Origin of the sequence: Amycolatopsis sp. NPDC005961 (assembly GCF_040629235.1) — a bacterium.
Classification (GTDB): Bacteria; Actinomycetota; Actinomycetes; order Mycobacteriales; family Pseudonocardiaceae; genus Amycolatopsis; species Amycolatopsis camponoti.
The window spans coordinates 149,466-161,700 of the sequence record NZ_JBEXVF010000002.1; the positions used below are offsets into that span (position 1 = coordinate 149,466).

Below are 12,235 nucleotides of genomic sequence, written 5' to 3' on the forward strand. Positions count from 1 at the left end.
GGTTCCCGTGTCCTCAGCGGCGGACTGCCGAGCCCTGCAGCTGGGCCCGCATCTCCGGTGTCAGCTGCTGACCGACCCGCTCCACCAGCAGGGTCATCTCGTAGACGACCAGGCCGATGTCGCTCTCCGGCGAACCGAGCACCGCCAGGCACGAGCCGTCCGAAACCTGCATGAGGAAGAGGAAGCCGTTGGCCATCTCGACCACGGTCTGCGCGACCGTCCCGCCTTCGAACACCTTGGCCGCGCCGCGCGCGAGGCTCGTGAGCCCCGACGCCACCGCCGCCAGCTGGTCCGCCCGGTCCTTCGGCAAGCCTCGCGAAGCCGCCAGGAGCAGGCCGTCGGCCGACACCACGACCGCGTGGGCCGCGCCGGGCACCCGGTGCACGAAATCCGTGATCAGCCAAGCGAAGCTGCCGGCGTTGTTCGTCTTGGCATGCGCTTGGCCGTTCGGCTGCGCGGAGCCACCCGGCTGCATTGCACCCGCCCGTGTCACTTTCGCTCCTCACTGCTGTCTGTGGTGTTGCCACGCCCCGGAACCCTGCTGCTTTCCAGCTGTTCTTCGGCCGGGAGCTCCTTCAAAGCGTGCCGTCCCGAGGTGTAGCCCCGCTGGAAGCTTGCCATCCTGCTCCGCGCCGCGGACGCCGAGCGGGTGATCGCACCCGTTCCGGGCATGCCCGCGGTGTTGTCCGCGAAGTTGTTCTGGGCCGGCGCACCGGCGGAAGGACTGTTGATCGACCCCGGAACCAGGTAGGCGTTCGGGACGCGCTTGGGCAGCCCGGCCGTGGTGATCTCCTCGTTCTTGGACTCGAGCAGCGACTGCGCCTTCTGCCAGCCGTCGTCGGAGGCACTGTGCCAGCCGTCGTCGGGCGGGAGGAGCGGGTGCCGGGTCGCCGCGGTCGGCAGCAGCTCGTCCACCTGTTCGCGCGGCTCGCGCTGCTCGCGCTCTTGGCGCCGCGTGACCGGTTCGGCGACGACGGTCCGCTCCGCGACCGGCTCGGAGGAGCCGGTGAGCGGCGGCAGGTTCGGGTCTTCACCGTCACTCTGCGCCGGAACCGGGTCGGCCGGCGAGTCGTCGCCCTCACTGAACCAGCGTGACAGCACCGACTGGTAGATGGGCAGCCGCCGGGTGGGTACATCGTCCTCGAGGGCCGACGGACCGACCTCCTCCGCACGCGGCGGGGGCGGTGGCGGCTCTTCCGGCGGGACGTACTTCGGCTCGCGCTTCGGCAGGACCAGCGGTGCGAACTGCGTGTCGCCCGCCCTGGAGCTGGCCCCGTCGCCGTTCGCCGACGGCGTCAGCGGGGCGAGGTCCTCGGCGGTCGGCCAGGCCGGCGTCTCGGGCTTCGGCAGCTCGGGCGACAGGAACGGGCCCGCCGCGCGGCCGCCGCTGACCAGGTCGTCCAGGCTGATCGGCTGGTCGAGCGGGACCAGCCCGCCCTGGTTCGCCACCGGCTCGTGCACCGGTGCCGGCGGGGGCGGCGGTGCCGAAGGCGGGACCGGCGTGTGCGATTGCGTCTGGTCGAAGTCCGAGCGAGCGGCCGGGATCGGGATGCTCGGCATGGACATCGACGTCTCGGAGCGGTTGGGCGGCAGCGGGGTCTGCCGCGCCATGCCCGGGCGGAGGTGCGTGAGCAGCTCGGCCGGGACGACGACGCGGGCGATCACGCCACCCTCGATGTCCTCGTTCTCGCGCAGCCGCACCTCGATGCCGTGGCGCTTGGCCAGCCGGGAGACCACGTACAGGCCCATCCGGCGGGTCACCGACACGTCCAGGTCCGGCGGCTCGGCGAGCCGGCCGTTGACCTCGGCCAGCCGCTCCTCGCTCATGCCGACACCGTGGTCGGTGACCTGGATGGCCAGTGCCTTCCGGCGGGTCACCACGGCGCGCACGATGACCTTCGTCTCCGGCTCGGAGAAGTAGGTCGCGTTGTCGAGCAGCTCCGCCAGGACGTGCACGAGGTCGTGGATCGCCAGGCCCTGGACCGCGACGTCGGGCACGATGCCGACCTCGATCCGGGCGTACTGCTCGATCTCGGACACCGCGGCGCCGATGACGTCGGCGGCGGGCACCGGCTTGGGCACGGACTTGGCCAGGCCGGCGCCGGAGAGCACCAGCAGGGACTCACCGTTGCGCCGCAGCCGGGTGGCCAGGTGGTCGAGCTCGAACAGGCTGGCCAAGTGGTCCGGGTCCTGCTCGTCGGCCTCGAGGCGGTCGATGACGCCGAGCTGGCGTTCCACCAGCCGCTGCGACCGCCGCGAGAGGTTCACGAAGATGCCGTTGACGTTCTCGCGCAGGAGAGCCTGCTCGGCGGCCATCTTGACGGCTTGTTCGTGGACGATGTCGAACGACCGCGCGACCTCGCCGATCTCGTCGCGGGAGGTGACGGGCACCGGCTGGACGGCCTTCCTCGAGGCGCCGACCGGGTCCGGGTCGTCGAGGATCGCCTGCACCGTCTCGGGCAGTCGCGTGTAGGCGACGTCGAGCGCGCTCTTCCGCAGCACCCGCAGCGGGCGCAGCATCAGGCGGGCGACGACGAGCATCAGCGCGATCGCGGCCGCCAGCGCGGCGAGCACCACGCCACCGCCGACCCACGCCGAGTTGACCGCCGCCGTGGCGAGGTCGTCGGCCCGGGTCTTCAGCTGGGCCAGCAGGTTCGACTCGACGGCGTGCAGCTTGTCCGCCGACACCGTGCTGTCCTTGCCGAGCGCCGTCGTGTCGATGCTCGGCGCGTCACCCGTCTGAGCGAAGGCGAACGCCGCGGTCTGGATCCGCCGCCGGTCGTCGACCTCCGGGCCGGAGTAGGTGTCGTTGTAGAGCTGGCGCTGGTCGTCGTCGGCGTTCGCGAGGAAGGCCGAGACCGAGGCGTCCGCACTGGAGGCCGAGGCGCGCGTCTGGTCCAGGAGGTCACCGGGGAAGCTCCCGCGGAACGCCGCGATCTGCAGCTCGGCGTCGGCGCGGGTGGTGAACTCCTTGGCCTCGCTGATCGCCTGCGTGCTCGTGCCGAGGCGCAGCACGTCCCGGTCGGTGACCGCGGTGGTCACCTCGCGGCCGAGTTCGATCAGCGCGTCGAGGATGCCGGAGTAGGCGGTCATCACCGTGATGTCGGGCAGGCCGTTCGCGGTGTTGAACGCCGCCCGCAGCGGACGCAGCGCGTCGAGGCGCTGGATACCGCGGGCGTACCGGTCCTTGGTCGCCTGGTCGTCGTAGGTGAGGGTCGAGGCCGCGCTGCGCAGGTTGGTGACCTCTCGGTCGACCTTCGCGATCTGCGAGTCGAGCCCGGTCTGCAGCAGCGGGTTCGCGGACGAGATCCGCGCGACCGCCAGCGACCGCTCGTTCTGCAGTTCGTGCACGACCGTGGTGACCTTGACGGCGAACGCGACCTGGTCGGCGGTCTGCTGGAACTCCGTCGCCTGCTGAGCGTCGTCGACCACGCGCAACGTGCCCAGCACGAGCGCGGTCAAGGTCGGGATCAGGAGGATCGCGGCCAGCTTGGACCGCACCCTCCAGTCGCGCATGCCGGAGAACAGCCCGGCCTTCCGGCCCGGAGCATCTCCGGGCGACTGCGCGGGGGGCCCTCCTACCCCCGCGGCGTCTTCGTTCGGCACCGCCGCACCACCATCATCGTTCGTGCTCGTGAAACCCTGGTCGGTCCAGCGCCCGCCAGGGCGCATCGCGTTCTCCTCAGCCACTCGTCAGCACGCTCCCGGCGCTCCGGCTCATCGACCGATCGGTAGGAGCCCAGCGCGAGACGCTACCCGTACGGGTGAAAAGATCGTCTTCGACGGGGGTTCCTGAACCCCGCCCGGTCGGGCGGAATCGGTTCAGCTCGAGCATCACGGTGGGGTCCCTGCGCTGGTCCTGCATCGGTCTTGGTTCGTTCGCCTAGCCCACCGGCACAGCGGCGGGGCACGGCCAGGCGGCGGTCTCTGCGGGGGAGATTCTCTCAGGAAAAGCACAGCGTGCCCTGGTAAACCGGGGATCGACTTGATCGGCCATCCAGGCACTCTCTCTCACTACATCGGAGGTTGATACCTCCCCGCAGGTGCAGAGGGTAGCGAACGGCCGGGGAAGATGTAACCCTCCCGACGCTTCGTGCCCGATGTTGCACAGCGTTCGCTCAGTCGGCGCACAGCTGGTGATCCTTTAATCAGGAACTCGGCCCTACGCTGGGTGAACAGCTACGGCGAGTGGAGCAGTGGGTCTAGACCAGAGGCCAAAAGAGTGACCTGCACCACCCTCTCGGGTATTTAACCCACCCGTTGTGAGCGAGCTGTCACCGCCTCTACAGTGACCCGCGTACTCCCGAGAATGAGTCACGTACTTCCCCGGGATTCGGTCCACCAACCGTCAATTTTCACTCAAGGAGCAGGCCTTGCTTGGAAACGCCATGAGCAGTGGCCGGGTTCGCACTCGCCGCGCCGCGCTCGGGCTCGCCCTCACCGTCGCAGCCGCGACAGCCCTCACCGGCTGCAGCGCGCTCGGCTCGGACGACTCGAACGCCTCGTCGAACGGGGGCGGCCTGGAGAAGTCGAAGATCAAGGTCTCGATTCTGCCGACCACCGACCTCGCGCCGTTCTGGCTCGCCCAGGACGGCGGTTACTTCAAGGCCGAGGGTCTCGAGGTCGAGCAGGTCATCGCGCCGAGCGGGCAAGCTTCGATGACGAAGGCGATTTCCGGGGAAGCGGACATCGCTCTTTCGACTTACACGCCGTTCTTCGTCGCCAAGAGCACCGGTGCCGCGGACGTGCAGCTGGTGGCCGACGGCACTTCGGTGAACGCCAAGAGCAACGCGATCGTGACCGTGCCGAACTCGCCGGTCAAGACCGTCGCCGACCTGGCGGGCAGGCGCATCGCGATCACCGCCAAGAACACCGCGTCCGACATCCTCACCAAGTCGGTGATGAAGGACCACGGCGTCGACTACTCCAAGGTCAACTGGGTGCCGATCCCGCTCCCGAACATGGCGGCCGCGCTGCAGCAGGGTCAGGTCGACGCGGCCTACATGCCGGAGCCGCAGCTCTCGCAGGCGGCGAAGGTGGCCGGCGCCACGCCGATCATCGACATCAACACCGGCGCCACCCAGGACTTCCCGCTGACGGGCTACGGCGCGGCGACGAAGTGGGTGCAGGCGAACCCGAAGACCCTCGCGGCCTTCCAGCGCGCCATGAAGAAGGCCACCCTCGACGCGATCAACGACCGCGCGAAGGTCGAGCCGCTGCTGGTGAAGTACGCGAAGATCGACCAGGACACGGCCAAGCTGCTCACCCTGCCGGGTTACGGCTCCACCCTGGACGCCCGGCGCCTCCAGCGGGTCCCCGATCTACTGCTGCAGATGGGCGTCATCACCAGCAAGGTGGACGCCGCGCCGATGATCGCGCCGCAGGCGAACAACTGACGTGACGAAGCTGTTTCGCGGCCTGGCCGGCCTGGTCGGTTTCCTCCTGCTGTGGGAGGTCGTCGTCCAGGTCGGCCTCGTCAGTAAAACGTTCATCCCCCCGCCGAGCGTCGTCCTGGTCACCGTCGGCGACCTGCTGGGCGACCCCGACTTCATCCGCGACATCGTCGCGACGATGCTCGCCTGGCTGATCGCCATCGCCATCGCGATCGCCGTCGGCGTGCCCGCCGGGCTGCTGCTGGGCAGTGTCCCGGTGCTGCGCACCGCCACCGCCGCGATCGTCGAATTCCTCCGCCCGATCCCGGTCACCGCGCTGGTGCCGCTGGTGCTGCTGGTGATCGGCTCCGGTCCCGACGCCAAGATCTCCCTCGCGGTGTACGCCTCGCTGTGGCCCATCATGTTCAACACCATCTACGGCATGGGCGAGATCGACCCGGTGCTGATGGAGACCGCGCGCGCGTGCGGGACCAGCCGGTTCCGCATCCTGTCGTCGGTCGCGCTGCCGCAGACCGCGCCGTTCATCTTCACCGGCCTCCGGCTGTCGGCGACCATCTCGCTGATCGCCGTCGTCAGCGTGGAGTTCCTGGCCGGCTCCGAAGTCGGGCTCGGCAGCTTCATCCTCGTCGCCAGCTCCGGTTCGATCCGGTTCGACCTGGTCCTGGCCGGTACCGTGGTGGCCGGGGTACTGGGGTACCTGATCAACGAAGGACTCGAACAGCTCGGCAAGCGGCTGTTCCGGTGGAGCACCGTCGACCGGGAGGCGATCGCATGACCGCGGCGACACTCACCGGCCGGGTCGGCAGGCGGGCCGCGCGCGGTGCCGCCACCATCGTCCGCAACTGGCTGCTCTTCGCGATCCTCGTGGTCGTCTGGGAGTTCGCCGCCCGCGCGGGCGGCAGCAAGTTCTTCCCGCCGCCGACGGAGATCGCGGTCGCCGCCGCGAAACTGTGGTTCACCGGGCCGGCCTCGCACCTCTTCCTCACCGACGCGGTGTTCGACAACGTGTTCCCCAGCCTCGGCCGGATGCTCGGCGGCTGGGCGCTCGCCGCGGTCGTCGGCATCACGCTCGGTGTGCTGGTCGGCCGGTCCGCGAAGGCGATGGACTACCTCGGCCCGCTGTTCGCGTTCTTCCGCTCGATCCCGCCGCCCACGCTGATCCCGGTGTTCGCGGTGCTGTTCGGGCTGAGCTCCGGGATGCAGATCGGGTCGATCATCTTCGGCTCGATCTGGCCGGTGCTGCTCAACACGGTCGACGGCGTCCGCTCGGTCGACCAGGTGAAGGTCGAAACCTCACGGTCCTTCCGCACGCCGAAGCGGTACTGGATCACGATGGTGGTGCTGCCCGCGGCGGCGCCGAAGATCTTCGCCGGGCTGCGGGTGAGCCTGTCCATCTCGCTGCTGCTGATGGTGGTCTCCGAGCTGGTCGGCGCGTACAACGGCATCGGGCGGTCGCTGATGAACGCCCAGCAGGACTTCGACTTCCCGACCATGTGGTCGTGGCTGGTGCTGCTCGGCATCCTCGGCTACCTCTTCAACACGATCTTCCTGGCCGCCGAACGGCGGGTGCTGGCCTGGCAGCCGGCCCGTCTCGGCCGCGACTGACGCTGGAAAGGCCTCTCCCATGTCAACCATGCTCGAAGTTTCCGGCCTCAGTCACCGCTACGGCACCGGCGCGAAAGCGCACATCGCGGTGAACGACCTGTCGTTCACCGTCGAGGCCGGGCAGCTGGCCAGCATCGTCGGCCCGTCGGGCTGCGGGAAGTCGACGCTGCTGCGCTGCGTCGCCGGGCTGACCCCGTCGACCGAGGGCACGGTGAGCCTGCACGGCGACCGCGTCAACGGCGTTCCGGACGACCTCGCCGTCGTTTTCCAGGACTACAGCCGGTCGCTCTTCCCGTGGCTTTCGGTGCAGAAGAACGTCGAGTTCCCGTTGCGCTGGCGGTCGATCTCCCGCGCGGAACGGCGTTCGCGGGCGGCCGAGGCGCTGGAGCAGGTCGGGTTGTCCACGGTGGGCGGGAAGTTCCCGTGGCAGCTGTCCGGTGGCATGCAGCAGCGGGTGTCGATCGCCCGCGCGCTGGCCAGCCGCCCGTCGCTGCTGCTGATGGACGAGCCGTTCGCGTCGGTCGACGCGCAGACCCGTTTCGAGCTCGAGGACCTGACCCGGCGGGTGCAGCGCGAGCAGGGCACCACGATCCTGGTCGTCACGCACGACATCGACGAGAGCGTCTACCTGTCCGACCGGGTGCTGGTGCTGTCGAAGTCGCCGGCGTCGATCGTGGCGGATCTCCGCGTGGGCCTGCCGGCCGAGCGCAACCAGATCACCACGCGCGAGTCGGCGGAGTTCGTGACGCTGCGCGGTGAAGTGGCGCGGCTGCTGCAGGGCGGCACCCCGGCGGACGCCGTCGCGGCCGCGTCGGACGCCGCCGAGTGGGACCTGGCCGAGCGGGCCAAGAACGTGACGGGGTCCAAGACCGGGAGCTGACCGGACCGTCCACAAGAGACACACGAAAGCCGCGGCGGGATCCCCCGCCGCGGCTTTCGTTTCACGTCAGTAGAGCGTCCGCTCCGACGCGGCGACCCGGACGTGCACCAGCGTCGGCCGGAGGTCGGCGAGCGCCGCGGTCAAGCCGGGGACCAGGCCCGACGGCTCTGTGATCGTCACGCCCTGGCAGCCCATGCTCGCCGCCAGCGCCGCGAAGTCGATGCCGCCCAGGTCGGTGCCCGGCAGCTTCGCGCCGCCGATCGTCTCGCCGAGGATGCGGACCGCCGCGTACTCGGAGTTGTCCATGATCAGGATCGTCACCGGGAGCTCCTGGCGCGCGGCTGTCCAGAGGGCCTGGATGCCGTACATGCTGGAGCCGTCGCCGACGACGCCGACGACCTTGCGGTCCGGCCGGGCGAGCGCCGCGCCGACCGAGCCGGGGACGCCGTAGCCGAGCGTGCCGCTGGCGATCGTCAGGAAGCCGGTGTCGGTCTGGGTGATCGGCAGGTGGTCGTGCAGGATGCCGCGGTGGCTCGGCGCCTCCTCGACGACGATCGCGTTGTCCGGTAACAGGTCCGCGAGCGTCGCGTAGACGAACTCGGCGGTGAGCTTCTCGCCGCCGGGCTTCGCGGGGCGCTCGATCGGCGCCGGCGCGGGCCGCGTGCTCCGGTCGACGACGTTCAGCAGGGCGCGGACGCCGAGCTTCGGCGTCGCCCGGATACCGGTGCCTTCGAAGGCGCGCGCGAGGATCTGCTCGTCGTCGCTGACGATGAACAGCGGCGGCAGCGGAGCTTCCCCGCGGCCGCGGTCGACGTGGTAGGTGAAGGCGGGCGCCCCGAGCACGACGACGAGGTCGTGCGCCGCGAGCTTGTCCGAGACGGCACCGCGCTCGGGGTCGAGGAAGCCCTGGAACAGCGGGTGGTCCTCGGGGAACGAGCAGCGGAACGACATCGGCGCGACGTACACGGCCGCCTGGAGGCGTTCGGCGAGCGCGACGGTTTCGACGACGGCGGCGTCCTGGTCGACGGCTCCCCCGACGACGATCGCCGGCCGCTCACTCGTTTCGAGCGCGGCGGCCAGCTCGTCGATCGCCTCGGGATCCGGTGCGAAGCCACGGATCCGCGGACGGCTGATGATCGGGCGTTCGGTGGTGGCGGTCCAGTCGTCGGCCGGAACGGACACGAAGACCGGCCCGGCGGGCGCCTGCGTCGCGACGTGGTAGGCCCGGGCGAGCGCGGCCGGGACGTCCTCGGCGGTGGCGGGCTCGATCGACCACTTGACGTAGGGCTTGGGAAACTCGGGAGCGTCCACGGCACCGAGGAAGGGATCGTGCGGCAGCAGTGACCGGTTCTGCTGCCCGGCGACGACGATGAGCGGCGTCCGGTTGCGGTAGGCGGTGAAGAGGCTGCCGAGCCCGTGCCCGACGCCGCCCGCGGAGTGCAGGTTGACGAGCACGGCCTGGCGCGTGGCCTGGGAGTAGGCATCGGCCATCGCCACGACGGCCGACTCCTGCAAGCCGAGGATGTAGTCGAAGTCGTCCGGCCAGTCGGTGAGGAACGGGACCTCGGTCGTACCGGGGTTGCCGAACACCGTGGTGAGGCCGAGTTCGCGGAGGAGTTCGCGGGTGGCGTCCAGCACCGTTCGCTTGATCATGCCCTCAGACTAATGCTTAGTCTTGCGAAGGAAAGCCCGCCAAGCGGCCGCATTGATCGATCACCGCCCCAGCTCGACGAGCACCGTCTGGATGAACCGGTGGGAATCGAGTTCGGTCAGCGCGAGGGAGGTCATGGTCGTGGCCGCCTCTCGGTAGTCGGTCACGTATTCGCGGTCGTAAAGGTGCGAGTTCCCGCGCAGGTGCTCGATGTGCACCACCGGTGGGAGCTGCGCGAAGTCGAACAGCACGAACGATCCTTTGAGGCCTGGGTGGTACCCGGAGTCCGAGGGCACCACACGGAGACTGATGTTCTCGAGTCGCGCCGCCTGCACCAGGTGCCGGAGCTGGCCAGCCATGGTCTCGGGATCGCCGAGAGTGCGGCGGAGTGCTTCCTCGCCGACCAACACGGAACAACTCAGCCTGTGCCGACCGGTGAGCACCTCCCGCCGACGCAGGCGGATCCGGGTCAGCCGATCGACCTCCTGACGCGGCAAGCCGTGCGATCCGAAGATCACCTGGGCGTACTCGGGTGTCTGCAGCAGCCCCGGGACGAGGTGCGGCTCCCAGTTGACCATCGCACTGGCGGCTCGCTCGTACTCGAGGTAGCTGCCGAGTGCGAACGACGTGCGCTCGAGCCAGTTGGGCTCCTTCGCGTACTCCGCCAACTCGAGCAACCGGCCGCGCTCCACCGGCTCCACCCGCATCGCCCCGAGCAGCAAGCCCACCTGCTCCACCCGGGGCACCCTCGTCCCGCTCTCCCAATGCGACAGCACCTGCGGCGCGACATCCACCAGCCGCGCCAGTTCGCGCAGGCCGAGGCCGCGCGCCACCCTCGCCGCGCGGAGGCCGAAGCCCAGCGCGCGGGACCTCGGTGTCGCTACCGGTGTTGCCATGTGCGCAGTCTGTCACCGGGCACCGACAAAAACCGGAACCGGGGCTGTCGCGCCCATGCGACAGCCCCGGCCCACAACCGAAACTCAGCCGATCAGGCCCGACAAGCCGCTGCCCTTGAACGACCCCCAGCCCGTCACCTGGTCATACCCGGTGCCCGCGCTGAAACCCGTGGTCCCGTGCAGGGTGTTGTTGCCCGTCGTCACGTCGTGGAAGCCCGTTCCGTACGACGATCCGTTGCCGATCGAGTAGAACTTCGGGTTCAGGTTGCCCAGGCCGCCGCCGTGGACCTGGTTCTGCAGCGTCGCGAACGCCGCCCACAGCGGGGCCGCGCCCGACGTTCCCCACACCGTCTCCCACGAACCCGCCGTGTAGATGTAGTAGCCCGAACCGCTCGCCGCGTCGGCCGAGACGTCCGGGACCTTGCGGTACGTCGTGCTCTGCGAGGACTGCCACGACGGCGCCGTGAACACCGTCGAGATGCCGCCGCCCGTCGAACCGTTGGACGCGCCGTCGTTCCAGGCCTTCTCGCTGCTGTACGCGTTCGACGACGTCACCGTCAGCTGCGTGCCGCCGACGCCCGTCACGTTCGGGCTCGACGCCGGGAAGTCCACGGCCTTCGCCGTCGACCCGGTCTGGCGGTAGCAGTCGGTCGTGCCGTCGTCGCCCGCCGCCGCGAAGTACGAGATGCCCTCCGCCGTGCCCGTCGCGATCGCGTTGCTGACGCTCTTCGCCGCGCTCGAACCCTCCGCGGATTCACAAGCGCCCCAGGAGATCGAGACGACGTTGACCGTGTGGTCGGACGCGATCTTCTGGTACATCGCCAGCTCGCCGGCGCTCGTGTTCGGCGCCTCGTACACGTAGTCGTTCGCCGCGGCCGCCAGCGCGTGCACGACCTCGATGTCGAGCTCGACCTCGATCTGGCCGTCGCCCGGCGCCGAGTCGTAGTTCGCGCCGCTCACCGGAACCGTGGTCACCGAGCCCGCCGAAAGGCCGTACGTGCTGTCGTACTGGGTGACATTGGCCTTCTTGTAGCCGTCGAACTCGACGAAGCCGACCTTCACGCCGCTGCCGGTCGCCGAGAGACCGCTGGTGCCGTAAGCGGTCTTGAGCACCGGCGGGGTCACCGCCTTGACGACGTTCGGCTTCGCGACGGCGGCAGTGTGCGTCCGCAGGGCGTGGTTGTCGAGGCCGACGACGTTGCCCACGACGCTCGAGACGTCCGCCGGCACGGTCGGCGCGGCGTCGTTGGCGAAGAAGTTCCGGCCGGAGGCCTGGTCGTGGTAGGTCCCGATCCGGGTGTGGAACGCCGATTCGAGCTGCGCCGCCGAGCCGGTGAACGTGATGGCCTGACGGTTGCCGGAAACCTCGATCCCGGTGGCACCCGCCTTCTCGAGGAATGAGACGGCCTTGCCGACGTCGGCCTGGGTCGGACCGAACTCCGCATTGAACTGATCCGGGGTCAGAAAACGGTGGTATTGCGGAGATGCCGGGTTCTGGACGTCGGCGAGGAACTTTTCCAGCGCCTGCTGGTTGTGCAGTTTCAGGGAGAGGGCCGCGGTGATCCACTGCCCGTCCGCGACGTCTCCGGCGCGGGCGCTGCCGACGAGCGGGGCGGCGTTGTCGGCCAGGGTGACCAGGGGTTCCGTCGCCGCGGCGGCGGGGACGACCACGGCGAGGCCGAGCAACGCCGGCAGCGGCACGGCGGCCGCGACGAGCTTGCGCAAGCGCATGGGGAATTTCCTCTCGGCGGTGGGGACCGGGCCTGCGTCGCAATACTCGCCGCAGGTTGCCGAGAAGCATAAGAAACCG

General features: G+C 69.7%; 9 protein-coding genes. 4 read left to right on the forward strand and 5 right to left on the reverse strand.

The window, feature by feature from the left end:
* Window positions 1-13 precede the first annotated feature (13 nt).
* A complete protein-coding gene (locus ABZ342_RS02530; protein WP_155544159.1) occupies window positions 14-475 on the reverse strand; it encodes a roadblock/LC7 domain-containing protein in 462 nt (153 codons plus the stop codon).
* Between the two features lie 14 nt (window positions 476-489).
* Window positions 490-3,672, reverse strand: a complete 3,183-nt coding sequence (locus tag ABZ342_RS02535) for a nitrate- and nitrite sensing domain-containing protein (RefSeq protein ID WP_360468263.1) — start codon at window positions 3,670-3,672, stop codon at window positions 490-492.
* A gap of 716 nt (window positions 3,673-4,388) precedes the next feature.
* On the opposite strand from ABZ342_RS02535, the gene ABZ342_RS02540 reads away from it, so the two are divergent.
* Genes ABZ342_RS02540 through ABZ342_RS02555 form a run of 4 tightly spaced genes read left to right on the forward strand, consistent with a single transcriptional unit; the run spans window position 4,389 to window position 7,878 of the window.
* Window positions 4,389-5,396: an ABC transporter substrate-binding protein gene (locus ABZ342_RS02540; protein WP_196425130.1), complete on the forward strand. Its 1,008-nt coding sequence runs from the start codon at window positions 4,389-4,391 to the stop codon at window positions 5,394-5,396.
* 1 nt (window position 5,397) lies between these two features.
* Window positions 5,398-6,168: an ABC transporter permease gene (locus ABZ342_RS02545; RefSeq protein ID WP_360468264.1), complete on the forward strand. Its 771-nt coding sequence runs from the start codon at window positions 5,398-5,400 to the stop codon at window positions 6,166-6,168.
* Window positions 6,165-6,998, forward strand: coding sequence for an ABC transporter permease (locus ABZ342_RS02550; RefSeq protein WP_155540647.1), 834 nt, complete (start codon window positions 6,165-6,167; stop codon window positions 6,996-6,998). The genes ABZ342_RS02545 and ABZ342_RS02550 overlap by 4 nt, the downstream gene beginning before the upstream one ends.
* A 19-nt stretch (window positions 6,999-7,017) precedes the next feature.
* A complete protein-coding gene (locus ABZ342_RS02555) occupies window positions 7,018-7,878 on the forward strand; it encodes an ABC transporter ATP-binding protein (protein ID WP_360468265.1) in 861 nt (286 codons plus the stop codon).
* 66 nt (window positions 7,879-7,944) lie between these two features.
* Here the strand turns inward: ABZ342_RS02555 and mdlC are convergent, their stop codons facing one another.
* The 3 genes from mdlC to ABZ342_RS02570 all read right to left on the reverse strand — a co-directional run bounded on the left by mdlC (window position 7,945) and on the right by ABZ342_RS02570 (window position 12,156).
* Entirely contained in the window at window positions 7,945-9,531 is a 1,587-nt protein-coding gene (gene mdlC / locus ABZ342_RS02560; RefSeq protein WP_360468266.1) for a benzoylformate decarboxylase, read from the reverse strand.
* A 60-nt stretch (window positions 9,532-9,591) separates the two neighbouring features.
* Complete coding sequence (locus tag ABZ342_RS02565) at window positions 9,592-10,425, reverse strand: helix-turn-helix transcriptional regulator (RefSeq protein WP_360468267.1); 834 nt, start codon at window positions 10,423-10,425, stop codon at window positions 9,592-9,594.
* A gap of 84 nt (window positions 10,426-10,509) precedes the next feature.
* Window positions 10,510-12,156 carry a S53 family serine peptidase gene (locus tag ABZ342_RS02570; RefSeq protein WP_360468268.1) on the reverse strand — a complete coding sequence of 549 codons (1,647 nt, stop codon included), beginning with the start codon at window positions 12,154-12,156 and terminating at the stop codon, window positions 10,510-10,512.
* Window positions 12,157-12,235: the final 79 nt, after the last annotated feature.

What these genes read in the sequence shown, in the direction of transcription:
- ABZ342_RS02530 (WP_155544159.1), bottom strand. Translation starts at nt 475, where the DNA reads ATGCAGCCGGGTGGCTCCGCGCAGCCGAACGGCCAAGCGCATGCCAAG.
- ABZ342_RS02535 (WP_360468263.1), bottom strand. Translation starts at nt 3,672, where the DNA reads ATGCGCCCTGGCGGGCGCTGGACCGACCAGGGTTTCACGAGCACGAAC.
- ABZ342_RS02540 (WP_196425130.1), top strand. Translation starts at nt 4,389, where the DNA reads ATGAGCAGTGGCCGGGTTCGCACTCGCCGCGCCGCGCTCGGGCTCGCC.
- ABZ342_RS02550 (WP_155540647.1), top strand. Translation starts at nt 6,165, where the DNA reads ATGACCGCGGCGACACTCACCGGCCGGGTCGGCAGGCGGGCCGCGCGC.
- ABZ342_RS02555 (WP_360468265.1), top strand. Translation starts at nt 7,018, where the DNA reads ATGTCAACCATGCTCGAAGTTTCCGGCCTCAGTCACCGCTACGGCACC.
- mdlC (WP_360468266.1), bottom strand. Translation starts at nt 9,531, where the DNA reads ATGATCAAGCGAACGGTGCTGGACGCCACCCGCGAACTCCTCCGCGAA.
- ABZ342_RS02565 (WP_360468267.1), bottom strand. Translation starts at nt 10,425, where the DNA reads ATGGCAACACCGGTAGCGACACCGAGGTCCCGCGCGCTGGGCTTCGGC.
- ABZ342_RS02570 (WP_360468268.1), bottom strand. Translation starts at nt 12,156, where the DNA reads ATGCGCTTGCGCAAGCTCGTCGCGGCCGCCGTGCCGCTGCCGGCGTTG.